This is a genomic window from Alkalihalobacillus deserti (genome assembly GCF_020734105.1).
Lineage (GTDB): Bacteria > Bacillota > Bacilli > Bacillales > Bacillaceae_D > Halalkalibacter > Halalkalibacter deserti.
Genome location: NZ_JAJAFR010000009.1, coordinates 79,777 through 105,167, shown reverse-complemented (window position 1 = coordinate 105,167; position 25,391 = coordinate 79,777). Strand labels below are relative to the sequence as shown.

The 25,391-nt window shown below is 37.9% G+C and carries 23 protein-coding genes; 22 read left to right on the top strand and 1 reads right to left on the bottom strand.

From position 1 onward, the window contains the following. Positions 1-57: 57 nt before the first annotated feature. The 3 genes from LDX58_RS16500 to LDX58_RS16490 all read left to right on the top strand — a co-directional run bounded on the left by LDX58_RS16500 (position 58) and on the right by LDX58_RS16490 (position 4,703). Complete coding sequence (locus LDX58_RS16500) at positions 58-1,599, top strand: bifunctional GNAT family N-acetyltransferase/carbon-nitrogen hydrolase family protein (RefSeq protein ID WP_227937917.1); 1,542 nt, start codon at positions 58-60, stop codon at positions 1,597-1,599. 71 nt (positions 1,600-1,670) lie between these two features. Continuing rightward, a complete protein-coding gene (locus LDX58_RS16495; protein WP_227937916.1) occupies positions 1,671-2,192 on the top strand; it encodes a FixH family protein in 522 nt (173 codons plus the stop codon). A gap of 771 nt (positions 2,193-2,963) precedes the next feature. Then, entirely contained in the window at positions 2,964-4,703 is a 1,740-nt protein-coding gene (locus tag LDX58_RS16490; RefSeq protein WP_227937915.1) for a phospho-sugar mutase, read from the top strand. A 369-nt stretch (positions 4,704-5,072) separates the two neighbouring features. Here the strand turns inward: LDX58_RS16490 and LDX58_RS16485 are convergent, their stop codons facing one another. Next, a complete protein-coding gene (locus LDX58_RS16485) occupies positions 5,073-6,953 on the bottom strand; it encodes a sigma 54-interacting transcriptional regulator (protein WP_227937914.1) in 1,881 nt (626 codons plus the stop codon). Positions 6,954-7,373: 420 nt separating this feature from the next. Here LDX58_RS16485 and LDX58_RS16480 point away from each other — a divergent pair, with 420 nt between their 5' ends. From LDX58_RS16480 to LDX58_RS16390, 19 genes are all read left to right on the top strand, one after another. Then, positions 7,374-9,167, top strand: a complete 1,794-nt coding sequence (locus LDX58_RS16480; RefSeq protein WP_227937913.1) for an acyl-CoA dehydrogenase FadE — start codon at positions 7,374-7,376, stop codon at positions 9,165-9,167. Positions 9,168-9,315: 148 nt separating this feature from the next. Further along, positions 9,316-10,074 carry a beta-ketoacyl-ACP reductase gene (locus LDX58_RS16475; RefSeq protein ID WP_227937912.1) on the top strand — a complete coding sequence of 253 codons (759 nt, stop codon included), beginning with the start codon at positions 9,316-9,318 and terminating at the stop codon, positions 10,072-10,074. Between the two features lie 54 nt (positions 10,075-10,128). Next, positions 10,129-10,557, top strand: coding sequence for a MaoC family dehydratase N-terminal domain-containing protein (locus LDX58_RS16470; RefSeq protein ID WP_227937911.1), 429 nt, complete (start codon positions 10,129-10,131; stop codon positions 10,555-10,557). 17 nt (positions 10,558-10,574) lie between these two features. Continuing rightward, positions 10,575-10,985 (top strand): MaoC/PaaZ C-terminal domain-containing protein, encoded by a 411-nt coding sequence (locus LDX58_RS16465; protein WP_227937910.1) that lies wholly within the window; start codon positions 10,575-10,577, stop codon positions 10,983-10,985. Between the two features lie 236 nt (positions 10,986-11,221). Continuing rightward, positions 11,222-12,358, top strand: a complete 1,137-nt coding sequence (locus tag LDX58_RS16460) for an acetyl-CoA acetyltransferase (RefSeq protein WP_227937909.1) — start codon at positions 11,222-11,224, stop codon at positions 12,356-12,358. Position 12,359: 1 nt separating this feature from the next. Next, positions 12,360-12,761, top strand: coding sequence for a Zn-ribbon domain-containing OB-fold protein (locus tag LDX58_RS16455; protein ID WP_227937908.1), 402 nt, complete (start codon positions 12,360-12,362; stop codon positions 12,759-12,761). Positions 12,762-12,812: 51 nt separating this feature from the next. Beyond that, entirely contained in the window at positions 12,813-14,393 is a 1,581-nt protein-coding gene (locus LDX58_RS16450; protein WP_227937907.1) for a class I adenylate-forming enzyme family protein, read from the top strand. A 32-nt stretch (positions 14,394-14,425) separates the two neighbouring features. Then, complete coding sequence (locus tag LDX58_RS16445; protein WP_227937906.1) at positions 14,426-15,076, top strand: RraA family protein; 651 nt, start codon at positions 14,426-14,428, stop codon at positions 15,074-15,076. Between the two features lie 18 nt (positions 15,077-15,094). Further along, positions 15,095-15,745, top strand: coding sequence for a 4-carboxy-4-hydroxy-2-oxoadipate aldolase/oxaloacetate decarboxylase (locus LDX58_RS16440; protein WP_227937905.1), 651 nt, complete (start codon positions 15,095-15,097; stop codon positions 15,743-15,745). Positions 15,746-16,064: 319 nt separating this feature from the next. Further along, positions 16,065-17,249 (top strand): CaiB/BaiF CoA transferase family protein, encoded by a 1,185-nt coding sequence (locus LDX58_RS16435; RefSeq protein ID WP_227937904.1) that lies wholly within the window; start codon positions 16,065-16,067, stop codon positions 17,247-17,249. Positions 17,250-17,287: 38 nt separating this feature from the next. Beyond that, a complete protein-coding gene (locus LDX58_RS16430; RefSeq protein WP_227937903.1) occupies positions 17,288-18,073 on the top strand; it encodes an enoyl-CoA hydratase-related protein in 786 nt (261 codons plus the stop codon). A 60-nt stretch (positions 18,074-18,133) separates the two neighbouring features. After that, complete coding sequence (locus LDX58_RS16425) at positions 18,134-19,147, top strand: amidohydrolase family protein (protein WP_227937902.1); 1,014 nt, start codon at positions 18,134-18,136, stop codon at positions 19,145-19,147. A gap of 14 nt (positions 19,148-19,161) precedes the next feature. After that, positions 19,162-20,124, top strand: coding sequence for a DODA-type extradiol aromatic ring-opening family dioxygenase (locus LDX58_RS16420; RefSeq protein WP_227937901.1), 963 nt, complete (start codon positions 19,162-19,164; stop codon positions 20,122-20,124). A 65-nt stretch (positions 20,125-20,189) separates the two neighbouring features. Beyond that, a complete protein-coding gene (locus tag LDX58_RS16415) occupies positions 20,190-21,416 on the top strand; it encodes a Rieske 2Fe-2S domain-containing protein (RefSeq protein ID WP_227937900.1) in 1,227 nt (408 codons plus the stop codon). Between the two features lie 29 nt (positions 21,417-21,445). Beyond that, positions 21,446-21,829 carry a RidA family protein gene (locus LDX58_RS16410; RefSeq protein ID WP_227937899.1) on the top strand — a complete coding sequence of 128 codons (384 nt, stop codon included), beginning with the start codon at positions 21,446-21,448 and terminating at the stop codon, positions 21,827-21,829. Between the two features lie 101 nt (positions 21,830-21,930). Then, positions 21,931-22,587, top strand: coding sequence for an RraA family protein (locus LDX58_RS16405; RefSeq protein ID WP_227937898.1), 657 nt, complete (start codon positions 21,931-21,933; stop codon positions 22,585-22,587). A gap of 175 nt (positions 22,588-22,762) precedes the next feature. Then, a complete protein-coding gene (locus tag LDX58_RS16400; protein WP_227937897.1) occupies positions 22,763-23,767 on the top strand; it encodes a tripartite tricarboxylate transporter substrate binding protein in 1,005 nt (334 codons plus the stop codon). Positions 23,768-23,866: 99 nt separating this feature from the next. Further along, positions 23,867-24,856 (top strand): Bug family tripartite tricarboxylate transporter substrate binding protein, encoded by a 990-nt coding sequence (locus LDX58_RS16395; protein ID WP_227937896.1) that lies wholly within the window; start codon positions 23,867-23,869, stop codon positions 24,854-24,856. Positions 24,857-24,931: 75 nt separating this feature from the next. After that, positions 24,932-25,384: a tripartite tricarboxylate transporter TctB family protein gene (locus LDX58_RS16390; protein ID WP_227937895.1), complete on the top strand. Its 453-nt coding sequence runs from the start codon at positions 24,932-24,934 to the stop codon at positions 25,382-25,384. The last annotated feature ends 7 nt before the right edge of the window (positions 25,385-25,391 follow it).

The window sequence follows — 25,391 nt, the reverse complement described above, 5'->3', positions numbered from 1 at the left end:
TTCAATCTAAACAAAAAAGGGTAAACTTCATGAATGTAAGGTAAAGGAGATGAATACATGTCAAAAAAAATAGATATTTCTAAGTTCGAGAAAAAGATGATTATTCGGAACATTGAAGCCAAGGATTTCGATGCTATTATAGAGATGCAGAAACTTTGTTTTCCTAATATGGAGACATGGGAACGAGCACATCTACAAAGTCATATTAATATCTTTCCCGAAGGCCAATTTTGTGTAGAATTTGATGGTGAAATTATTGGCTCCTGTTCAAGTTTGATTATTAATTTCGATGAATATGATGACCAGCATACTTGGGATGAAATAACTGATAATGGATATATCACCAATCACGATTATGAAGGTTATAATTTGTATGGCATTGAGGTGATGGTCCACCCTGATTACCGTAGAATGAAAATCGGTCATCGTTTATATGAAGCTAGAAAAGATTTAACTCGTGAGTTAAATTTAAAAAGTATGATAATAGGCGGCCGCATTCCGTATTATTTCAAGCATGCGAAAGAGATGACTCCACGTCGTTATGTGGAAGAAGTCACGATGCATAATATTTACGATCCTGTTCTAACTTTTCAAGTAATGAATGGTTTTTCGTTAAAGCGAATTAATTCGAATTACTTAGATGATGATCGAGCGTCCTTGCGCTACGCAACGTTAATGGAATGGAACAATATTGATTATCGTCCCACTGTTCCGAAGCGACAGTTTAAGACGTCCTTCCCTGTTCGAATTACAACGATTCAGTATGCGATGAAGAAGATTTCGTCTTTTGAGGATTTTGCTGTCCAATGTGAATATTATACGGACGTAGCAGCAAGTTATGATTCCGACTTTGCTGTTTTTCCGGAAATTTTCACCTTACAATTATTATCGTTCCTACCAGAGAAAAGCCCGAGCCTTGCAATCAGACGGTTGACTGAATTTACCGAAGATTACATTGAATTATTTACGGGTCTTGCTGTGAAATACAATGTCAATATTATTGGTGGATCACACTTTGTAGAAGAAGAAGGTAAAATTTATAACATTGCTTATTTATTCAGAAGAGATGGTACGATTGAGAAACAATATAAGCTTCATATTACTCCTAACGAACGTAAATTTTGGGGGATTTCAGGGGGAGAACATGTCAATGTGTTTGATACCGATTGTGGAAAGATTGCCATTCAAATCTGCTATGACATCGAGTTCCCAGAGTTAGCTCGTATCGCAGTAGATAAAGGTGCAAATATTATTTTCACTCCATTTTGTACGGACGACCGCCAAGGCTATTTGAGAGTTCGTTATTGTTCTCAAGCTCGAGCGATTGAGAATCAAGTATATACCGTATTATCAGGAACTGTTGGAAATCTGACAGATGTTGAAAATATGGATATTCAATATGCACAGTCGGGTATATTTAGTCCATCAGACTTTACATTTGCTCGTGATGGAGTTGTTGGCGAATGCCAAGCAAATATTGAAACCGTCGTGGTTGGAGATGTAGATTTAGAAATTCTTAGACGAAACCGTCGTGCTGGAAGCGTAAATCAATTAAGAGACCGACGACATGACATTTATCAAATTAACTATAAGCAATAAATTATAACGTTTACCTCCTCGCTAGTTTGGAAAAAATGATTGTTATCACATCCAAGAGGAGGTAAAGCATAATGCGTTTAGAACAAGAAAGGATTTTAAATCGAGTTTTTATCACGATAAGCATCATTTTTATTTTAATTAGTTCTTTGTTCTTGTTTATGACATTACCTAAAAGCGAGTTAGAAACGAGATGGACATTGTCTTTTACGGGTGCTGATGAATTGTTTCAAACAGGTCAGGCGGTTGACTTTCAATTGTTTCTTGAGGACGAACTTGGAGCTCCGATTGAAAATGCAAATATGAAAGCTGTATTTGATCGTCCTGGTACCGTTCACCAAATTGAAAAGACTTTTAGTCGCATAGAAGGCGGCCTCTACGAAACAGAAGTGATTTTCTCAGTACCTGGTACATGGATTGCTATGGTTGAGGTGAATCAAAAAGGTCGAACTTATTATAATCAGATCTTATTTGATGTAGGAGGTACTATTGCTGCACAAAGTAACCGGGACCTTAATGACCTTTTTCATCTGAAACAACCCTTGCCTAACGATCTAGAACGTGAATTGAACAGCATACCTGTTTTTAACAGATAATGTAAAACGAAGAGAGTGTATTAACGGGTTCGGTTTAGAGGTAGAAAAACTAAAAAAGTAATAGAAAAAGGAGTTCATTTAGCACATTAATTGGACTCCTTTTATATGTTGATTGATAAGGGTATTTAAGATTTTGACACATGAAATAGCAACCCAAAACGCAGACCAAATCGCAACTATCTGCTGTCTAGCAGATTACTGTTATTTAAAGTGTTAAACGGTCTGGCTATTTAAGAAACATTTGCGATGCTAACATTGCTTTTTTCTTTTTAAACGGGGGAGGATAGTGGAACAAGGATCAGTAGATCAGCGAATCGGATCCTGGTTCCGCTAAAATGCTGAAAAGCTGTTCTAAAAGGGCTGAAACGGATCCTGGTTCCGTTAACCGTACAAAATTAGCCAAATAAAAGGTTGAAATAGACAAATAACGGAACCAGGATCTGAAAACATGTTTCAAACAAGGGTTTAGTGAGAAATAGCGGAATGAGGATCCGTGTGTCATCACATATTGAAGTATAGGGTGCTTGAGTTTAATAAAGTTTTATGAAGGTTATAAAAACGCATTGGCTAATTCCAGTGCTTTTTTTGAGTTAATCAACCTTCAATAGTGCTGCTCCTTGGTATGCGGATTAATAGTTTCTACTCTTGAACCGATCCCGTTAGGTGTTTATACTCTCTTTTTTGTTTTGGGTTAAAAAAGGGAATTAGAGCTGTAGTCTAGAATTTATTTGTATATGATAGAAAAGATCACTACCCATAGGAGGAGATAAAATGAGTTGGAAAGAACAATATAGAAAATGGTCTACTTTTTCTGCATTAGAAGCTGAATGGAAAGAAGCCTTAGAGCAAAGAAAAGGGAATGAAGTTGAATTAGAAGATTGTTTTTATAAAAACTTAGAGTTTGGAACTGGAGGTATGAGAGGGGAAATAGGTCCAGGTCCGAACAGAATGAATACATATACGGTCCGTCGCGCTGCTGAAGGATTAGCACGTTTTATTAGTAAAGATGGGAATGAGGCAAAGGAGCGTGGTGTCGCAATTGCATTTGATTCGCGTCATAAATCAAGGCAATTCGCATTAGAATGTGCCCTTACATTAGGAAACCATGGGATTCGCTCTTATTTATTTCACGACCTTCGTCCTACACCTGAACTTTCTTTTGCTGTTAGACATCTAAATGCATTTGCTGGAATTGTGATAACTGCGAGTCATAACCCACCAGAATACAATGGCTTTAAGGTGTATGGTGAAGATGGTGGACAACTGCCACCAGGACCTGCTGATGATCTAGTTCAGTTTGTAAACGAGATTGAGGATGAGTTATTAATCAAAGTTGCAAATGAAATGGAGCTGAAAGGCGATCGGACTCTTCAAGTGGTATCAGAGGAGATTGATGAGGAGTACAACAACCAACTGAAAACGATTCTTATTCAAAAAGAGTTAATAAATGAATTTGGGAAAGAAGTAAAGATTGTTTTCACTCCACTTCATGGCGCGGCAAATCTTCCTGTTCGCCGTGTTCTAGAGACAAGTGGCTTCTCTCAACTAACAGTAGTACCAGAACAAGAATTACCGGACCCTAACTTTTCAACGGTGAAATCCCCTAATCCTGAGGAACACGCTGCATTTGAATTAGCGATTCAGCATGGAAAGAATATAGATGCAGATGTTCTCTTAGCAACTGATCCAGATGGAGATCGAGTTGGAGTGGCAGTCAAGAATCCTTCCGGAGAATATATTGTTTTAACTGGAAATCAAACAGGTGCTTTAATGCTTGATTACATTCTCTCGCAAAAGAAAGAGTTGAACAGCCTTCCAACAAATGGAGTTGTTCTTAAGACGATTGTAACGTCTGAAATTGGCAGAGCGATTGCGGAAAAGTATGACTTACATACTATCGATACGTTAACTGGATTTAAATTTATCGGTGAAAAAATCAAAGAGTATGAGCAAACAGGCGAGTATCGCTTCTTGTTTGGTTATGAGGAAAGCTACGGGTATTTAATCGGTGACTTTGTTAGAGACAAAGATGCTGTTCAAGCTTGTTTGTTAGCTGCTGAAATAGCTACTTATTATAAGTCTCGTCAAATGAATGTATATGATGGATTGATTGAGTTATTTGAGAAGTATGGGTATTACCAAGAAGGGTTGGAATCGTTAACGTTAAAAGGAAAAGCAGGTATTGAACAGATTAATCAAATACTAGCATCATTCCGTGAAACACCACCAACCAATCTTGGGAATAGCAAAGTTGCATTCATTGAAGATTATCAGTCAAGTCTATTGACAAATGCATTGACAGGAGAACAAGTAGCTATTCAACTACCTAAATCAAATGTATTAAAATACAAGCTAGAAGACGGTTCATGGTTCTGTATTCGTCCATCAGGAACAGAGCCGAAGATCAAATTCTATTTTGGAGTAAACAAAGAGTCCCTTGAAGAAAGTAAGAATTCACTAGAACAGTTAAAGCAAGCTGTCATGACACTGGTAAATAAAACTCAAAGATAAGTTGGAGTAGATAGAAAAAAGTTGATTTGACGATTGGAGATTAGGGCAACGTTTTACTCAAGTCGAGAGAACTTAATCATGGAAATCGAATTTACCCTTGTAAGCAATTCAAGGAAGTACTGCAGCGAATGAAGTTGGTGTTATTCATCAAGTGATGATTAATTATTAAGACTATGACATGTGATAGTTTTAGAGAATGTTTTATAATATGCCATGAGTATGCCTTCTAATTAAAGAACCAAGTACATCTTTATCTATGCATGTTAAAAAACTAAATTTATGTTTTGGGGAGATACATTCTCCCCAAAATTTCACATGAATGTGAGAGAATGTTACGAACTTATCGATTAACAGCTAAGTTAGCCATGTTTATGAGTTTTTCAATTTTCTCCAAAGGGTTGTTCGGCTTATACCTAGTAGCTCGGCAGCTTTTTCCTTGTTACCTTTTGTTTGAATTAGTGTCTGTTCAATGCGGTTTTTTTCTGAGACTAACGTATTTTGAGGTTTTTCTACTTCTAAAGAGACTAAATCGTTTATATGTAAGGCTTTATGCAATATCTCTTGAACTCCTTTTTTCGTCAAAGCTTCATTTTGACAAAGAACTAAGAACCTTTCTGCTACATTCTCTAGTTCCCGGACATTTCCTGGCCAATGATGGGAAGTTAACAATTCTAAATCACGACTGTCAAGAATTGCGCTTAAATGAGCATGTTTTTTAATGAAATGTTGAAACAACTTAGTTATATCTCCATGACGATCTCGAAGAGGAGGGATTAAGAGTTGCAATACACTAATTCTAAAATACAAATCTTCTCTAAAAGTGCCTTCCTTAATACAGTCGAGTAAGCTTTTGTTGGAAGCTGCTATAATTCTGACATCGATGGGCATGATTTGATCTCCGCCGATGCGAACTATTTCCTTTTCTTGTAAAACGCGGAGAAGCCTGGATTGTAGATGGATAGGCAATTCACTAATCTCGTCTAAGAAAATGGTTCCCTGATGTGCTAGTTCAAAAAGACCTGGTTTTCCTCCTTTTTTAGCCCCTGTAAATGCCCCTTCCTCATACCCAAACAGTTCACTGTCTATGAGATTCTCCGGAAGAGCTGCACAGTTTACGGCAACAAAGGGTTGATGATGACGAGAACTTGTTTGATGTATGCTTTGAGCAAATAATTCTTTCCCGGTTCCTGACTCACCATTAATGAGGATAGAAGAATTGGCCAAACTATATTTTTTAGCATGATGAATCGTCTCTTGTATAACATGAGACGATCCAATAATATCATTGAAATTGTATGTTGAAATCATCGGTTTTTGTGTAATATTCTTACGGATTTTTTGTTCTTTCTGCTGTAAACTTACTACATCATCCAAGCAAATTAAATGTCCCATATTTTCACCTTGAACAACAACAGGAACAACATCTGCCATTAACTTTTTCTTTTTATGTTCAAAAATTAGGTTATATTGAGGTTCACTCCATTGAGATAAGGGCGTTTTGTTCGTAATATTTGGAATGATGTCTTCAAGATTTCTATCAGTAACTTCCATACTTGTGACTCCAAGTAGCCGTTCGGTTACATTATTGATAATTTTAACTTTGGAATCGAGATCAATGGAAATAATACCGCTCCGATTCATAGAAATCATTGTTTGCAACAATATTGTTTTTTCCATACCGTTACGATAGACCTTTAAGATATTTACGGCATCTTCAATAGCGTTTGCTATAGCACCATGAGAATAGTAAAATATTCCATTCATTCCCAATTTCTTAGCTGCCTCGCATACCCAGCTTCCGCCAACAATATTCATAATCCCATTATTTCTCAAGTGCTCCATGATATTATAAGCTTCTTGTATTTCATTAAATTGAATTTGTTTGATACGAACATTCAGAAGGGAAGAAATTCCAGATAATTCTTTGATATCTTCTTTAAAATTCATGATCACTATTTCTTCGGCATCTATATCTTTGATCGATTCCAATAAATCAAAACCTGTTATTTTAACAGGAATCACTAAATTTTTCAGTATACTTTGAAGAGATTGGGCGCTTCGATCACCACTTACTACTATCGTCGTTGGATCAAAAAATGCCTGTAAATCGAAAGTAGAGTCATGGGAGCTTAGAAATTTTAACGGTATTTCTGTAATTTCATAATTGACCCATAAAGGGATATCGACTAGTACCTCTCGTGCTAATTTAGCAAAGGGAGGATAACCGACTATGGCAATTTTATGTTGCAAAAAGCCCACCTCCATTAATTATTTGATTATAATTAATATTTTGAAACGTTTGAAACTTATTGTTTCATTATGAAACTCGAAAAGTAGATTGTCAATTGCGATTGGGGTCCCTTTTTATGATAGGTCCCTTTTTTGCGATTAATTAGCAGTGATTTTCACTATTTTATTCACATCTGTTCACTTGATTGAAACGTTTGAAACATTTGAAACAAAATTCGTTTCGATTTGAAACGTTATAACTGATAAGTTGACAAAAAATACTGATAGTTTAGTAATTTAAAAGTTGGCACAGAAGTTGCATATTAGAAAGGTGAGTCACAACTTATTGTATTGAATGGTTCAGTTGCTTTTTGTACCATTCGGTATCCTATAAAGATAACTGCTACTAAATTAATAAAATGAGCTAAAGGGGGAATTACCTTGGGTAAAGTAATCAATTCATACGGAGGAAAAGGTGGAAGTTTTACTATAGAGAATACGAACTTAGAAAATGTTTTGATTCCGGAAGAGTTTACTGAAGAGCAGAAAATGATTATGAAAACAACAAAGGAATTTGTTGAAAAAGAAGTCACTGTTCTCGGTGAAAAGGCACAGCAGTTAAACTATCAGTTATCAAAGGATCTTGTAAAAAAAGCAGGCGATGTAGGTCTACTAGGTGTATGTTTGCCTGAAGAATATGGGGGCTTAGGACTTGATGGTATTCGATTTGCAATGATTAAAGAATCTTTAAATCTAGGACCGTCTTCTATGACTGCTACCATTGGCGGCCAGATGGGAATTGGAATGCTCCCAATCATCTTTTTCGGAACAGCTGCACAGCGAGAGAAATATTTGCCAGCATTACAGGAAGGCACAATTACAACTTCTTTTGCTTTAACAGAATCTCAATCTGGGACGGACGCTTCAAGTATTAAGACATCAGCGACTTTAACAGAAGATGGAAAACATTATATTTTAAATGGCAACAAAGTTTTTATTACAAATGCAGGTTTTGCAGATATCTTTGTTGTTTTTGCAAAAATAAATGGGACTGGTTTTAGTGCATTTATTGTTGAAAGAGAGACAGAAGGATTAAGTATTGGACCTGAAGAGAAGAAAATGGGTCTTAAAGCTTCATCGACTTGTTCAATGACATTTGAAGATGTTAAAGTGCCGGTTGAAAATCTTCTAGGAAAACCTGGTGAAGGCCATCGATTTGCCTTTAATACTCTGAATTTCGGTAGACTTTCCGTTGGAGCAGGATGTCTTGGCAATAGTAAGCACGCCCTTGAGGTTTCAGTAAAATATGCAAACCAGCGAGTTCAGTTTGGAAAGAAAATTTCTTCCTTTCCTTTAATCAGTCAAAAACTAGCAAATATTAACATAAAAACGTATGTTTTGGAAAGTATGGTTTACCGCACGGCGGGAATCTTTGATGAGAAACTTAAAGAAATCAATTTTAGTGATCCTAATTTAGAAGAAAACTCAAGAAAAGCCATCGGTGAATATATGATCGAATGTGCGATTAACAAAGTCTTTGGTTCTGAGACATTGGACTATGCCGCTGATGAAGGAGTACAAATACATGGTGGTTATGGATATATACAAGAATATGAGATAGAAAGTATTTATCGAGACTCTCGAATTAAGCGCATATTTGAAGGCACAAATGAAATGAATAGGATGTTCATTACGAAAACACTAGTAAAAAAATTGTCAAAAGGGCAATTACCTGAATTACAAGTAGCGCTAGAGGATAGTGAAGAATCCTTACAAAATTCCCTAACGACGATAGCGTTCAATCAAACTCTAGATCAAGAAACCTACTTACTTTCCGTTACAAAGAAAATCTATCATATGGCTTTAGCGCAAGCGCTTAAAACTTATGATAAAGGTCTTGAGGATGAACAGGAAGTACTCAGTGATTTAGGGGATATTGTTATTCAGACATATGCTATGGAAAGTGCCCTGTTACGTGCAAAGAAATTAGTAGAATTAAATGGGGAAGAAAAATCTGCAAATGCTATTGATATGACAGTTGCATTTATTCATGAAGCGTTTGATCAAATTATTGGTTTTGCAAAAAATACACTATATACAACAAGTAGTGGCGATACATTAGATTGGCAATTGAACTTGCTTCAAGAGAGTTCGCGGAAAGCGCCTATTAATCCAGTGGTTTTAAAACGTAAAGTGGCAAAAAAGGTAATTGAAGTAGAAAGTTATAGTGTCTAAGAGATTTGAAAAAAATCCGTTTGTACTTGAACAATCTTAGACAGCAATGAAGCGCAGCACAGTAGGCTTTTAAACCTAAATAAATGAGGTTTAAGTATAGGTGTGAGCGATAATTTTAAGGTTTGAAAAATTAAAGGAGGAAAAGAATATGAGACGTTTAGAAGGAAGAGTGGCAATAGTTACAGGTGCAGGGAAAGGAATTGGAGCAGCAACAGCCATACGTTTAGCTAATGATGGTGCTAAAGTGGCAATTGTTGATCTAAATGAAGAAATGGGGGCTGAAACAGTCAAAGCTATTCAGGAAGCGGGTGGAGAGGCAATTGCAGTTGGTTGTAATGTGTCTGTTGCAGATGAGGTTGAAAGCGCTGTCAGTGAAGTCGTCTCTCATTTTGGCCGAGTCGACATTTTGGTGAACAATGCAGGAGTTACCCGTGATAATCTTCTATTTAAAATGTCTGAGGATGATTGGGATCTTGTTATGAATGTGCATTTAAAAGGTAGTTTTCTATTTAGTAAATCTGTTCAAAAGTATATGGTTGAGCAACGTTACGGGAAGATCGTTAACACAACAAGCGTAGGTGCTTCAGGGAAACGAGGCCAAGCCAATTATGCAACAGCGAAGGCTGGCTTACAAGGATTTACGAAAACACTTGCTATTGAACTTGGACCATTTAATGTAAATGTGAACTGCGTAGGCCCAGGTTTTATCGCTACTGATATGACAAAGTCAACAGCGGAGCGTCAAGGGTTGGATTTCGAGGAAATTAAAAAGGGTGCCAGTAAATCGATTCCGATGAGAAGAGTTGGCGAGCCTGAGGATGTTGCGAATGTCATAGCTTTTTTAGTTAGCGAAGATGCAAGTTATGTTACTGGTGAGATTCTCTACGTAGGTGGAGGAGCTAAGTAAGCTATTAAGAAGGCGTTAGCATAAACTTATTATTTTAAAGATAGGGGATCTAATATGACGACTACAGATAAGACTCTAATCGGAAGTAAAAGTGAAACGATTGAATTCGAAGTGGAAAAAGGGGCGATTCGCGCTTTTGCCCAGGCGCTTGGCTCAGAAAATCCAATCTATCTTAATGAAGAGTATGCAAAACAACAAGGGTATGCTAGTTTAGTGGCTCCGCCAACTTTTCCATCTACATTTCGGTTGCCGAAGCCAGGAATTAATGTGGAATTAAGCCGTACTCTACACGGAGCACAAGAATTTCTTTATGAGCGTCCAATTGTGGCAGGGGACGTATTAAGATGTACGAATCAACTAGTAGATATTTTTGAAAAAGATGGAAAAAGCGGAACAATGACTTTTTATATCCTTGAAACAAGAGGCGAAGATCTGAAAGGAAATTTAGTTTTTCGTTCAAAAGCAACGATTATTTACCGTTAAGCAAAGGAGGGGTACGGATGATAAAGGATTGGAATGAACTTGAATTGGATCAAGAATTAAAAATTGATAAAGACCCGATCGGAAAACTACAGTTGGTTAAATATGCAGGTGCTTCTGGGGATTTCAATATGATCCATACTGACGAAGAAACGGCTAAAAAAGTCGGATTACCTGGAATTATTGCGCACGGAATGATCAGTATGGGGGTGCTAGGTAACTTTGTGAATGAAATTGTCGGAAACCAAGGATTTGTCAGCCGTTTGCAAGTTAAATTTGTTGGTATGGTCCCACTTGGACAATCATTGACATGTAAAGCTAGAGTGATAAGAAAAGACGAGGAGAGGCGTCAAGTTGACTTAAAGATATCTACTGAAATGGAGCCCGGTAAATTTGCCACTCTAGGAGAAGCGAGTATTAAATATTTTTAGTTGAAGTTGCATCCGAGAAAGAGTTATTGAACCTCACTTCTTTATTCGGTTATACAGGACTTATATTAAAATTTCACGTACTATGCAAAGTTGCCAAATCGAAGGTGTGTGAAACCTCGAACTAACGAGGTGGTTCTAAATAGGATTAATTCTCGGATGTTTTGTTCTTTGTAGGATTTTCTAGTAAGAAATATAGAATTGTATGACTTTTATTTAGTGGAAAGGTGTGAATTGGAATGAAGTCTGAACGAGTAGCAGCCATTGTTGGAGTAGCGGAATCGGATCTTGGTCACTTGCCAGGTATGAATGTACTTCAACTTCAAGCCCAAGCAGCAAAACGGGCGATAGATGATGCCGGTTTTACGAAAGATGATATCGATGCATTATTTACTACTGCGAGTTGGGGTCATTTTCCTCAATTGATGCTTGGTGAGTATCTGGGCATTCAACCGAAATACACGGGAGGAACAAATATTGGCGGTTCTTCTTTTGAATCACATGTAGCGCATGCTCTTGTAGGCATTCAAGCAGGTTTATTCGAAGTAGCTCTTATCACTTATGGGAGTACTAATAGAACGAGTGGAAAAAGACCTTCTGCTGCTGGATTGACGTTAAGTTACGAAGAGCCGTTTGGGGTTCCATCGCCTGCTGGTCACTATGCGATGGCGGCGATGAGACATATGCATCAATACGGTACGACTTCGGAACAGCTAGCAGAAATAGCTGTGGCTACAAGAAAGTGGGCCGGATTAAATGAAAAGGCGTTTAAGCGTGAGCCGATTAGCATTGAAGATGTGTTAGCATCACCAATGGTTAGTGAACCATTGCATCTACTGGATTGTTGTTTAATTACTGACGGAGGCGGAGCAATTATAGTTGCTTCAGCTAAGGCAGCTGCAAGAGCGAAGAAAAAACCTGTTTGGATTTTAGGCCATGCCGAAAAGCAAACGCATAACTCGGTTACATATATGCCTGATTTAACGGTAACTGGCGCAAAGGACACAGGGAAAAGGGCAATGGAAATGGCGGGTGTTACACATGATGAAATTGATGTGACCCAAGTATATGATTCATTTACCATTACAGTGCTTTTGACTTTAGAGTCATTGGGCTTTTGCAAACCTGGAGAAGGTGGAGACTTTGTTAGTGGCCAAAGGACGGCACCTGGAGGAGCATTTCCATTAAATACAAGTGGTGGCGGTCTTTCTTATTGCCACCCGGGGATGTTTGGTATTTTCTTGCTAATAGAAGCTGTTCGTCAGCTTCGAGGAGAATGTGGAGAACGACAAGTAAATGATGCAAAGATTTCACTCGTGAATGGAACTGGGGGAACACTCTCCTCAACTTCAACCGTTATTTTAGGGAGGGATTAAGATGGCAGGTATACCAAAACCGCTGATAGATACTGATTCAAGAACATTTTGGGAAGGTGTTCAAAACCATAAGCTTATGTTGCAAAATTGTGATGATTGTCATGAATATATTTTTTATCCACGTATGATATGTCCTCATTGTTTTTCGGACAATTTGACATGGAAAGAAACGAGTGGGAAAGGGAAAATTCAAAGTTATACAGTAGTTCATAAAGCACCGCCAGAATTTCGAGATGAAGTGCCTTATGTCATTGGCATTATTGACCTTGAAGAAGGTGTAAGAATGTTGAGTCGTATTATCGGTGATCGAGACAAAATATCGATCGAGAAACCTGTTTCTGTTGTTTATAAAAAAATTGATGATGAACTTACTCTGCCATACTTCAAATTATCGGAAGTTTGAACCTGAATTTCGTAACATAGGTAAAAAATGAACAGAGAGGATGCATAATCTATGATTACTTCCTGTTATGGGATGTCGGTAGCCCAATTACTCGAGAAAGCAAATAAATCCTGCCCAGATAAAGAAGTGATTTACGATGGAAGTCGTCGTCTTTCTTATAAGGATTTGGAAAAGGAAGTAGCGGAACTAGCCGGCGGACTTCATCGACTTGGAATTCAAAAAGGAGACCGCGTTGGGGTTTGTCTTCCTGCTTGGTATGAATTTATCGTTGCCGTGTTTGCTATTGCCCAAATAGGTGCAATCATGGTGCCATTCAATACAAGGTATCGTGAAGATGAAGCCGAGCATATCTTAAGAGATTCCGGTGCGAAACTAGTATTCTTCACAAAAGAATATGATAAAGTTAACCATCTTGAGCAATTCAAAGCGATTCGAGCAAGACTTAAAAGTTTGCAATATTTAGTACCAGTTCGATTCGAACATGAAGGTTTACAAGGCTATAACGATTTAAGAGAAGATGGTAAGGGGCAAACATTACCTAATGTTAGCATTGAAGTGACGGAGGATGTTTTTTCTATTATTTATACATCAGGCACAACTGGTAAACCAAAAGGAGTGATGTTAACCCATCATAACTTAGTTTATAGTATGGTGAACAGTTGTCAGGCGATTGAAATGAATGAGCAGGATGTATTTTTACATGCAAGTCCATACTTTCATATCATGGGTTTAGCTGGGATTTTGAGGCTGATTGGTAGTGAAACAAAAGCTGTAATTCAAGAAAAATATCATGTTGAAAAAGCACTTCAGTTAATAGAAAAAGAAAAAGTTACGATTCATTCGGGTGTACCAACCATCTTTATTCTTGAATTGAATCATCCTTCGTTTTCATCTTATGATTTATCGTCTCTTCGTGTGGCGATTATGGCAGGTGCTCCTTGTCCGGTTGAAGTTATACGTAGGATCAAAACAGAAATGGGATGTCCTGTTTTAGTCAGTTTTGGAATGACGGAAACATCACCGATTTTAACAATGACGAAATTTGAAGATGATGATTTGGTTCAAGCTGAATCCGTTGGAAAAGCGATAGCTGGTGTTCAACTAAAGATTATGGATGAGGCTAGGCAAGAAGTGCCTACGGGAGAAATAGGTGAGATTGCTTGTTATACAGAAGGTTTGATGAAAGGCTATTATAATCTCCCGGAAAAAACAAGCGAAGTGATTGATGAAAATCGATGGTTTTATACGGGTGATTTAGGAACGATTGATGTAGAAGGATATGTACGAATAGTTGGAAGAAAAAAAGACTTGGTAATTCGTGGCGGCTACAATATTTATCCAGGGGAAATCGAGGAAGTTTTCTATACACATCCAAATGTTATGGAAGTAGCTATTATTGGTATGCCAGATACAGTGCTAGGAGAAGTATCTTGTGCTGCGGTAACATTAAAACCGAATACAGCTACAACCGTTGAAGAACTTGAACATTTTATTAGAAACCAAGTGGCTGATTATAAAGTTCCTGATCATCTAGTCATAGTTGATGAATTACCAAGAACTCCGTCAGGTAAAGTGATGAAATTTGTCTTAAGGGATTCGCTCTTAAATGAAAAAACTGTGTCACTGCGATGAATTTAGTCGAAAAAAGAAGGGGAGTTGTCGAAATGGACGAAATAGTAGAGAGTTATAAGAAGATATCAATTGCAGCAGTTTCTGATGCTTTAGACCGCTTAGGAATCCACGGTACATGTTTAGGAATTTCGCCTACGAACTATGGATATCAAATGGTAGGGCGTGCTTTTACGGTGAAATATTTACCTGTCGCTCAAGATAAAGGGTCAGTTGGAGATTATATTGATGAGGTATCTACTGGAAGTGTAGTCGTTTTAGACAATGCAGGGCGCTTGGATTGCACGGTATGGGGAGATATTCTAACTTCGGTTGCTCATATGAAAGGTATTGCTGGAACTTTAATTGATGGAGTTTGCCGTGATGTTTCTTGTAGTTTGGATTTGAAGTATCCAATTTTTAGTAGAGGGAAATATATGCGTACTGGTAAGGATCGGGTGGATGCAGTGGCATATATGGTTCCAGTTTCAATTGGGGATGTTCAAGTGCGCCCGGGTGATATTATTTTCGGGTCAGACGACGGGGCTTTAGTGATTCATAAGGAACGAGAAACTGAAGTACTTGCACTTGCCCAGTTAATTGAGGAAAAAGAAGAAGGTATCAGACAAGAAGTTATGAGAGGGACTCCTTTAAAGGAAGCCCGTGAAAAATATGGATACCATCAGCTGCAATCTAGGGAAAACTAGAATAAGGAGGCGATAAAAATGACTAAATTCCTAGATGGCATTGATCGTCCAAATGAAGAAGATATTTTGCGAGCCAAGAGCTTTTCATCAGCCACCTTACATGAAGCTGCGGGTAAAAAAGGAGCGTTACCATCAGGAATTAAACCGTTAGCCGCAAATATGAAAGTTTGTGGACCAGCTATTACTGTCCATTCTCCTCCGATCGATAACATCATGTTACATGAAGGGATTTTAGCAGCGAAACCGGGAGATGTTCTCGTTGTTGAAGTTTCTGGGATATACGAGGCTGGTTACTGGGGAGACATTATGACAAAAGCAGCTCAAGTGCGAGGGATCCAAGGGCTTATCATTGATGGTTGTGTCAGAGACAGTCAAGATATCATCGACATGAACTTTCCCGTTTTTTCGAGGGGATTATGTATACAAGGAACAGGAAAAGCCGGTGGTGGAACGATTAATCAACCGATAAATATTGGGAATGTAACGGTTTCAGCAGGAGACCTTATTGTCGGAGACAGAGACGGAATTGTTGTTCTTCCGAAGGGGAATGTAGCTGATATATTGATGGAAGCGCAAAAGCGAGATGATGATGAAAAAAGAATTACTGAACAATTAGGCAAAGGAGAAACAACGATGGAGATATATGGATGGGAGTCAACTAGTGTGTAATGAACTAGTGTGTAATGTCCTTTAGTTAGATATAATGGTTTTTAATGAAACGAACGTTGTTTATTTAAATGTAATAACGCGTAAGAGAGTTTTTTAAGTCTTAGTTTCTAGTTGTGAAAACGTTAACACTCCTCGCGATTAGGTTCAATAGATGAAACAAATGAAACGAATGAAACAAATGAAACAAATAGACGTTTCATAATGAAACATTCCGATTTAGATGAGAAAAAAAGAGCGTTAGACTAAGTGTTTACAACTTGGCATACTTATTGCATGTATCTTAATAAGTAATTGATTAAATGGTAAAGGAGGGGGAAATATGCAGCCGTTATCAGGGGTTAGAGTGATTGATATTTCTCATGTATTGGCCGGACCTTATTGCACAATGGTAATGGGGGATATGGGGGCCGATGTGATTAAAGTAGAGCAATACCCTGACGGAGATATGATGCGAGCTACTGGTCCTTTTAATAATGGTATTAGTTATAGTTTTTCGATGATCAACCGTAACAAAAAAGGTCTAAAGGTTAACTTAACGACTGAAGAAGGTCGCGAAATCCTATATCGTCTCGTAAAAACTGCCGATGTTTTCGTGGAGAATTTTCGACCTGATGTCGTAAAAAAACTTGGAATTGACTATGAAACATTAAAAAAGTTAAATCCAGATTTAATATATTGCTCCATTTCAGGTTATGGTCAGACCGGTCCTTATAAAAATAAAGGCGGTTTAGACATCATGGCTCAAGGAATGTCAGGAATTATGAGTATGACTGGTGAATCAAACGGCAGACCTGTTAAAGTGGGGATCCCGATTCACGATATTGGAGCTGGTTTGACAGCATTGTATCATATTCTCTTTGCTCAAATACACAAAATGCGAACAGGAGAAGGGCAATATATAGATGTTTCACTCGTTGAGTCTGGTTTAGCTTGGACTGTATGGGAAGCAGCTGCTTACTTTGGAAGTGGAGAGGTACCTGCTCCAAGTGGAACACGGCACAGGAGGATGGCTCCATATCAAAGCTACCGAACGAAAACAGGATATATTCTAATTGGAGTTGTTAGTCAAAGGCTGTGGGATAAATTCTGTATACAGGTGGTAGAGAAAGAAGAGTGGAAAGAGGATCCGCGATTTGCCACGGTCAATGATAGAATCGAGCATGTCGATGAGCTAGAAGAAGCAATCGAGAGTGTTTTAACAAAAGAGTCATCTGATTTCTGGTTGAAGAAGTTAGAAAGTTCAGGTATACCTTGTGGTCCAATTTATAATTATGATGAAGTCATGAAACATGAACAAATTATAGGTCGTGACATGATTATTGAATATGAAGATCCTGTAGCAGGTCCAATGAAAACACTTGGTTTTCCAGGGAAAATGTCAAAGACACCTGCACAATTTCAATCTCGAGCACCGAGATTGGGGGAACATACAGAAGCGGTTATGAGAGAACTTCAATATAGTGAAGAAGAAATTCAACAATTTAAGCAAAATTCTATTATTTAATAAAGAAAGGATGTGAGTCTATTGGGGAGGAGCTAGTTATGTCAAAAGATTATTTGCTAGTTAAGAAGAAGGATGGCATTGCCACAATCTATATTAATCGTCCTGAAAAAAAGAACGCATTTAACTATGATATGTGGACTAATCTAATCGACATATTGGAAGAATTAGAGCTAGACATTGAAGTCAAAGTCTTGGTTATTCGAGGGATTGACGATACTGCATTTGTAGCTGGAGCAGATATTAGTGAATTCACAACAATAAGGTCAACTGCTGTAGGGGAGAAATTATATAATCAAGCGGTATCAAAGGTAGAAAAAGCTTTAATGAATTTCTCCAAGCCAACAATCGCAATGATTCAAAAATATTGCATTGGCGGCGGATGTATAATTGCCCTTGCATGTGATCTTAGGTTTAGTTCTGAAAGCGGTATCTTTGCGATAACACCAGCGAAAATAGGGATTATTTATTCTTATCAAGGAACGAAAAATTTAATTGATTTAGTTGGAGTAGCGAGGGCAAAAGATCTATTGTTTTCTGCTAGAAAGCTTAATAGTTATGAAGCTTATAGCTACAGGTTAGTTGAAAGAATTTTCCCAGATGAAGAAATTGCAGCTAAAACCTATGAATATGCTGACTCAATCGCAAGACTAGCGCAAAAATCCATTAAAGGTGCTAAAAAGATTATAAGTGAGATTAATGATGGGAAGATGCAAGAAACGGAAGAGATTTATGAGCTTACAGTTAGCTCCTATGCATCTTCTGACTATCAAGAAGGTGTAAAAGCGTTTATAGAAAAGAGAGTACCTAATTTTAAAGAAGTTTAAAAATACATTCCAAGTTCTAATGCTAATCGGCAATATATCTATTGAGAGGGGATAAATGTAATGATTATCGATATACACGGACATACACTTGCACCACCTGAGGTTTATCAATTTCAATCTAGATTGGTAGGAAGCAGAGGGAATCCTTTTGATGGTTTTCCAAAGGTCAGCGATGAAGCCATTAATAAGCAATTATCCAAACATATCGATGTCCTTAATAAAGTAGGAACGGATATGCAACTGATCTCACCAAGGCCATATCTTGCCATGCATTCCTTGCAACCAAGTAGTATGGTCCATAAATGGACAGAGTTCGTAAATAACATTATTGCTCGTCAAGTTCAACTTCAGCCCGACTATTTTCGAGGAGTGGCAGGTTTACCACAGTCACCTGGAGTGGACATTCGCGAATGTTTACCTGAATTAAGACGCTGTATTGAAGAATTAGGGTTTGTAGGAGTTCAATTGAATCCGGATCCAATGGAAGGAGGCCATCCAACACCACCAGGACTAGGTGATGAGTACTGGTATCCATTATATGAAGTTCTTCAAGAATTAGATGTGCCAGTACTTATTCATTCAGCAGGCTGCTGCTCACCTAGGGAGTCTTATACCCTTCATTTTATCAATGAAGAAAGTATTGCGATTATGTCTTTACTTGACTCAAATGTTTTTAATGATTTTCCTAACTTGAAAGTGGTTGTATCTCATACCGGTGGTGCGATTCCGTTCCAAATGGGTCGTTTCCGTGCATGGCGTCATCGTTCCGGTGGAGAAGACTTTGATGTAGCTTTGAAAAAGCTTTATTTTGATACCGTTAATTACTCAAAAGAAGCTTTAGAATTAACCTTTAAAGTCATTGGTTCGGACAATTTGTTATTTGGTACCGAAAATCCAGGAACAGGTTCTGTTGTTAACCCGAACACGGGTAAGATGTTTGATGACTTAAAACCAGTGATTGATAGCATTGACTTCTTGACAGAGGAAGATCTTTATAAAGTCTATGAAGGCAACGCTAAAAAGTTATATAAACTGAATATCACTGCGGATAAAAAAATCACACAATTAAAATAATGGAGGTTATATAAATGGCAAAAATCACACTTGGGTTGGCCGCTTCTCATAGTCCGCAATTAAGCACACCAGCTGAAACATGGGCAATGCATGCAGAAAGGGATAGAACGAATCCTGCTCTTGATTTTGAGGGTTTGACTAAAAAGGCACCTGATTGGATTCATGATCATTTAAGCAAAGAAGTTTGGGAGGAAAAGTACGAAGCTTGTGAACAAAGTATACAAGAGTTGTCTAAAATTATTGATAGAGTTTCCCCAGACATTTTAGTTGTTATCGGGGACGATCAGAAAGAACTATTTTTGTATGATAACATGCCGGCTTTCTCTGTATTTTGGGGAAATGAAATTTATGACCTTCCACAAGATAAGGAAAAGATGCCACCATCAATAAGACCTGCATACTGGGCTAGACATGGTGTTGTACCAGAAGCTTACGAAACAGATGCGGACTTAGGACGCCATATTATCGAAAAGCTGATCGATAATGAATTTGATGTATCATCTTTTACTGAACAGCCAGAAGGACGTTCCATCGGTCACGCTCATACTTTCATTCGCCGCCGGCTTTTACAAAACAAACCAATGATTAAAATGGTGCCGATAACGGTTAATACATTCTTTCCACCCAATGTGCCGAGTCCTAAACGCTGCTATGATTTTGGGAAAGTACTGAAAGAGGCCATTGAATCATGGGATAGTGATCAAACTGTAGCTATTATTGCCTCTGGTGGGATGACACATTTTGTTATAGATGAAGAGTTTGATAGAAATTTCTTGAAGAGTCTTGAAAGCAAAGATAAAGATGCACTTTGTTCGATTCCACGCGAAAAATTTGTATCAGGAACATCAGAATTATTGGCATGGATTTCAGCAGCTGGAGCACTAGAACATCTAGATATGAAACTAGTAAACTATATACCTACTTATCGTTCAACAGCTATGACCGGTTGCGGAATGGGCTTTGTTTATTGGGAATAGCACAAACAATAAATCAACTCTACTTTCTAATAATTATAATATAAAATGACCGAGGGGGAATCGCGATGTTATCGAAAGAAAAAAATGATTTACTTACACAGGTTACTGGAGACGCACCAATGGCAAGATATATGAAACAATTTTGGGTACCAGCTATTCGTGCTGAAAGAATAAAACCCAATGGTCAACCAATACGTGTACGTTTATTTGGTCATAATTATGTTGCTTTCAGAGGTGCTGATGGAAAAGCAGCTATTCTAGACGAAGCTTGTCCACATCGACGTGTTTCGCTTACATTAGCTCGTAATGAAGACAATGCATTAACTTGCTTGTATCATGGTTGGAAATTCGATGTTGACGGAAATTGTGTCGATGCACCGACTGAGCCACCAGATAAGGTCGAGTCCTTTTGCAAGAAAGTCCCTTTAAAGTATTACCCTGTTAAGGAAGCTGGTGGGATCGTCTGGTCCTGGCTTGGTGAAGGGTTACCGACACAATTTCCAGAATTTGAATTTAATAATTTACCTGAATCGAACTTATTGATACGCATTGCTGAAATTAATTGTAATTGGTTACAAGTATTGGAAGGGACGCTTGATTCGGCGCATGTATCGATGCTGCATCAATCATGGGTCGAGAAAGTTGGTGCCACGGTATCTAAAACAAAGCATGACCTTGCTCCAAGATATGAGGTCGATAGTCAGCCTTACGGATATCGGGCAGGAGCATTAAGAAACATGCCCGATGGATCACAATACGTTCGTATTTCTGAGTTTGTTCAACCTTGGTATTCTTTTATTCCAAAGGCTCCTGAAGAAAATCATATTGGATCATTTGTAATTCCTGTAGATGACAATCGCTGTGTACAATGGTTTGTATTCTACAACCATGAGAGAGCACTCACCTTTGAAGATATTGCTATAACAGAAAGACAGTTCGGAATAGACCCTAACCTATCGCCTGATAATTTTTATGAAGGAAGCTTGGAAGGAAGATGGGAACAAGATCGTACAAAACTAGAAGACCATTTCACTGGTATGTATGGTGTATTAGTAGAAGATTATATTATTGCGGAAAGTATGGGTGAAATTTCTGATCGGACACAGGAGTATCTTGGTTCGAGTGATAAACTTATCGCGAAAATTCGCTTTTTCCTACTTCGTGCATTAAAAGATATGGATGAAGGGAAAGCTCCATTAGGACTTGATCAAGAGATCGATTATCGTAATATTCGGTCCACAAATGGAAATATTCCGGCAGATTCAGATTGGCGCACAGTACCAAAGTACTAATATAAATTTAAGCTTATGGAGGTTTTAAAGTGGCAAAAAGAGAAGTCATTGAAATTCCTGGCGTAAGCCATGGAACGGCACCTATTCCAATGGGAGCCAAAATTGGATCGATGGTCTATTCATCTGCCATTATGGGAAAGGATTCTAGGACAGATCAACTTCCAGAGGAACCACAATCTCAAATGAAATTTATTTTTCGGAATATTAAGTTATTTATGGAGTCAGCTGGTGGATCGACAGATAATATTATTCGAATGAATGTATTTCTGAAGGAGAATAGTGTCCGGGAGGATTTTAATGAAGAGTGGTTGAAAATGTTTCCAGACAATGCTGATCGTCCAGCTAGGCACATTACGTTAAAAGACCTCAGTAGGGGAATGTACGTACAAGTAGAATTAATAGCCGTTTTATAAGAAGCTAAGATAGTAATGTTGCTGTCAAAAAAACAACCTGGCATTAAGGACGTGGTTTTATAAAAACCACGTTCGGACCAGTAAATATGGGGGGAATCAATTTGACGCAAGACAAATTGGTAGATAGATTATCTAAATTGGATACTTGTGCTGTTTCCGATGCTCTTGATTCTTTAGAGTTAAAAGGGGTCGTTACAAGTTTAAAGTCGGTTTCAGTAAGAAAGAAAATTGTTGGTAGAATTGTTACGGTGAAATTGGTTTCTGCTGAACAAGGATCATCGAAGCGACATCTTGGAACAGCTGCTGTGGAGACTGCTTCAAATGGTGATGTAATTGTTGTTGAACATGGTCGGGATGATGTTGCTGGTTGGGGAGGTAATCTTTGTGTTGCTGCGGTTCAACGTAATATAAGTGGAGTGATTATCGATGGAGCCTGCCGCGATGTAGATGAGATGTGTGACTTAGAATTTCCTGTATATGCTCGATCTCAAGTCCCGACCACTGCAAGGGGAAGAATTGTTGAGCAATCTTTCAATGAGAGAATTGTTATAGCAGATGTAGAGGTGGATCCTAGTGATTTGGTGATAGCTGATGGGAGTGGTATTGCCTTTATTCAAAGTTCTCAAGCAGAAGTTGTAATTTCCACTGCTGAAAGAATAGTCGAAAAAGAAGCTGCGATGGCAAAGGCAATTAGGGAAGGGAAGCCTGTGAGTGAAGTGATGGGGAAGGATTATGAGACAATGCTAAAGCGAGATTGATCGTATAAATTTAATACAGGCAGTAATTGGCTATAGAAAAATTGGTAATGACTATTGGGTTCACGGTTCACCTATATAGAAACAACTAGATTGGGTAGGGGTAAAGGAGTAATGATCAAAAGATTTTTTTATCTTTTTGATAACGCTTACAAAAATGATATCTGGGGGATTTTAAATGAAAAAAAATATCCTGTTATTCCTGTTAATTTTAATTCTATTCCTTGTTGGTTGTTCGCAAAATGCAGAGCAATCTTCAGGAAACCAGCCTAGTGATACAGAAGGTGAACAACAACAACCCACGAGTGATTTTCCAGTTAAGCCCATTGAAATGATTGTTCCGGCTCCTGCAGGTGGAAGTACCGACATCATAGCGCGAATTCTAACAAAGGCAGTTTCTGAGCACCTTCCGAACAAGCAAAATGTCGTTGTCATTAATCAATCAGGTGGAAATAATACGATTGGGATTTCAGATGTTTTCAAGGCAAAACCAGATGGATATACGATTGGCTTTGTTCCATCATCACCTATTACAAACGAACCACATTTTGGAAATACACCTTATACACATGACAGTTTTCAAACGGTAATGAGAGTTGCTCAGCAAGATGGTTTTCTATATGTGAGAACTGATTCACCTTGGGAAACATATGAAGAATGGTTTGACTTTGTAGAACAAAATCCGGGTAAATTTAGAATTGGTACAGTTGCGGGAGTTAGAAATCTTCTTCAAAGAATCAATCATGATGCAGACATTGACATTACAGTCGTGCCTTATGATGGATTTGCAGAAGCAACGACTGCTTTATTAGGTGAACATGTAGAGGGAGTGTTTGCAATCCCGGCTGCAGTGAAAGCTCAACTTGATTCAGGAGAGTTTAGACCAATCTTTAGCTCTTCAGGTAGACAAATTGGAGATACAGCGTTGCTGAAAGATAAAGGCTTTGAAATTGAAGAAAACAGAATGACTGGAATAATTGCTCCGAAAGGATTGCCTGAGGAAGAGTTGATGATTCTCCATGATGCTTTCAAAAAGGTACTTGAAGATCCAGCAGTTATTGAAGAGTTAAAGAAAATAAACTTAGAACCTTACTATGGTAGCCCGGAAGAATTTCAAAAAGCGCTTACTGAAGGCTTTAAAGTTGATGGAGAAACGTTAAGAATTGTTGGTCAGATAGAATAATATTACTGGGAAATAGGAGGTACATCATTCCTATTTCCCGGAATATAAAAAACAAGATTTTAACGATAAACTCTAAAAATCACCTAGGGAGAAGTGGAAATGAAAAAAATAACAATGGTTTTTCTTATAATCTTATCAGTTCTAGTTGTTGGATGCCAGCAGACAACTGAGCAATCTCAATCTAATCCAGAAGCTCAAGTAGGTAGTAATTTTCCGAGCGAATCTATTGAATTAATTGTCCCGACTCCTCCAGGTGGAAGCGCTGACATTATTGCTCGTATCTTGGCAAAAATTGTTCCTAAATACCTTCCAAATGAAAAGAGTATTGTGGTGGTGAACCAATCAGGTGGAAACAATACGTTAGGTGTTTCTGATGTCTATAAAGCCCAACCAGATGGATATACACTGGGGTTTGTTCCTTCAACGCCGCTTACCGTAGAACCGCATTTTGGGAATACCCCTTATAAACATGATAGCTTTCAAACAATAATGAGAGTCTCAAAACAAGATGGCTTTTTATTTGTAAGAAGCGATTCACCTTGGGAAACATATGATGAGTGGTTTGAATATGTAGAGGAAAACCCTAGAAAGTTTCGAGTAGGCGTTGTCGCTGGAGTTAGAAATTTGATAGAGAGAGTGAATATTGATGCAGGAATTGAACTTGTGATCGTTCCTTATGATGGATTTGCAGAAGCAATGACTGCGTTATTGGGGGGACATTTAGAAGGAGTATTTTCACTTCCAGCAATTGTAAAAGGTCAACTTGAAGCAGGAGATATTCGTCCAATCTTTAGCTCTTCTGGGCAACAAGACGTCTTAGAAGGTGTAGTTACGTTGCAAGATAAAGGATTTGATATAGTAGAGGATCGAATCAACGGTGTTATTGCTCCTAAAGGAATACCAAAGGAGGTTCTAACAACACTTCACTCGGCTTTCAAACAAGCACTTGAGGATCCAGAGGTAATCGAAGAATTAAAGAAGGTCGATGTAGAACCATATTACGGGAGTCCAGAAGAGTATCAACAATCTATTACAGAAAGTGCAAAAGTCGATGGGGAAACGCTACAAATTATCGGTCTGATTGAGTAACAAGTCAGATGAGGTGAATTCATCATCACATCATAACTGTTTATCTCTTAATCTATCTAAGGAGGGAATTTGAATTTGAGCGCAAATAAAGGAACGTATGCAGCCTTAATATTACTCTTGTTCATTGGAATCATGTATTGGAACGCCACTAATAACATACCTGTTTCTACCAATAGTGATACGATTAGCCATAATTATTTTCCGAACCTTTTAGCAGTGACACTGATTATTTTATGTTTAATTAGCTTTGTAAAGACATTAATTAGAAAGAGTGATACAAAAATAGCTATGCCAAACTTGAAGATCATTTTAGTAACGGTTCTTTTGACGGTATTATATATCGCAAGTTGGAATATGTCTAATTATTTTTATCTTCTGACTTTCTTGTTTATTCTAGCACTATTAACGTATTATCGTTGGTCGTTAAGAATGAAAAAGAAAATTATTGCTACCAATATTGGAATTGCTATAGTAATGCCATTAGTTATTTACGTAATCTTTGATGTGGCAATGAATATAAGATTTTAGATACGAG

Excerpts from the sequence above, each read along its gene's own strand:
- LDX58_RS16500 (WP_227937917.1), top strand. The coding sequence starts at position 58 with ATGTCAAAAAAAATAGATATTTCTAAGTTCGAGAAAAAGATGATTATT.
- LDX58_RS16495 (WP_227937916.1), top strand. The coding sequence starts at position 1,671 with ATGCGTTTAGAACAAGAAAGGATTTTAAATCGAGTTTTTATCACGATA.
- LDX58_RS16490 (WP_227937915.1), top strand. The coding sequence starts at position 2,964 with ATGAGTTGGAAAGAACAATATAGAAAATGGTCTACTTTTTCTGCATTA.
- LDX58_RS16475 (WP_227937912.1), top strand. The coding sequence starts at position 9,316 with ATGAGACGTTTAGAAGGAAGAGTGGCAATAGTTACAGGTGCAGGGAAA.
- LDX58_RS16470 (WP_227937911.1), top strand. The coding sequence starts at position 10,129 with ATGACGACTACAGATAAGACTCTAATCGGAAGTAAAAGTGAAACGATT.
- LDX58_RS16465 (WP_227937910.1), top strand. The coding sequence starts at position 10,575 with ATGATAAAGGATTGGAATGAACTTGAATTGGATCAAGAATTAAAAATT.
- LDX58_RS16460 (WP_227937909.1), top strand. The coding sequence starts at position 11,222 with ATGAAGTCTGAACGAGTAGCAGCCATTGTTGGAGTAGCGGAATCGGAT.
- LDX58_RS16455 (WP_227937908.1), top strand. The coding sequence starts at position 12,360 with ATGGCAGGTATACCAAAACCGCTGATAGATACTGATTCAAGAACATTT.
- LDX58_RS16450 (WP_227937907.1), top strand. The coding sequence starts at position 12,813 with ATGATTACTTCCTGTTATGGGATGTCGGTAGCCCAATTACTCGAGAAA.
- LDX58_RS16445 (WP_227937906.1), top strand. The coding sequence starts at position 14,426 with ATGGACGAAATAGTAGAGAGTTATAAGAAGATATCAATTGCAGCAGTT.
- LDX58_RS16440 (WP_227937905.1), top strand. The coding sequence starts at position 15,095 with ATGACTAAATTCCTAGATGGCATTGATCGTCCAAATGAAGAAGATATT.
- LDX58_RS16435 (WP_227937904.1), top strand. The coding sequence starts at position 16,065 with ATGCAGCCGTTATCAGGGGTTAGAGTGATTGATATTTCTCATGTATTG.
- LDX58_RS16430 (WP_227937903.1), top strand. The coding sequence starts at position 17,288 with ATGTCAAAAGATTATTTGCTAGTTAAGAAGAAGGATGGCATTGCCACA.
- LDX58_RS16425 (WP_227937902.1), top strand. The coding sequence starts at position 18,134 with ATGATTATCGATATACACGGACATACACTTGCACCACCTGAGGTTTAT.
- LDX58_RS16420 (WP_227937901.1), top strand. The coding sequence starts at position 19,162 with ATGGCAAAAATCACACTTGGGTTGGCCGCTTCTCATAGTCCGCAATTA.
- LDX58_RS16415 (WP_227937900.1), top strand. The coding sequence starts at position 20,190 with ATGTTATCGAAAGAAAAAAATGATTTACTTACACAGGTTACTGGAGAC.
- LDX58_RS16400 (WP_227937897.1), top strand. The coding sequence starts at position 22,763 with ATGAAAAAAAATATCCTGTTATTCCTGTTAATTTTAATTCTATTCCTT.
- LDX58_RS16395 (WP_227937896.1), top strand. The coding sequence starts at position 23,867 with ATGAAAAAAATAACAATGGTTTTTCTTATAATCTTATCAGTTCTAGTT.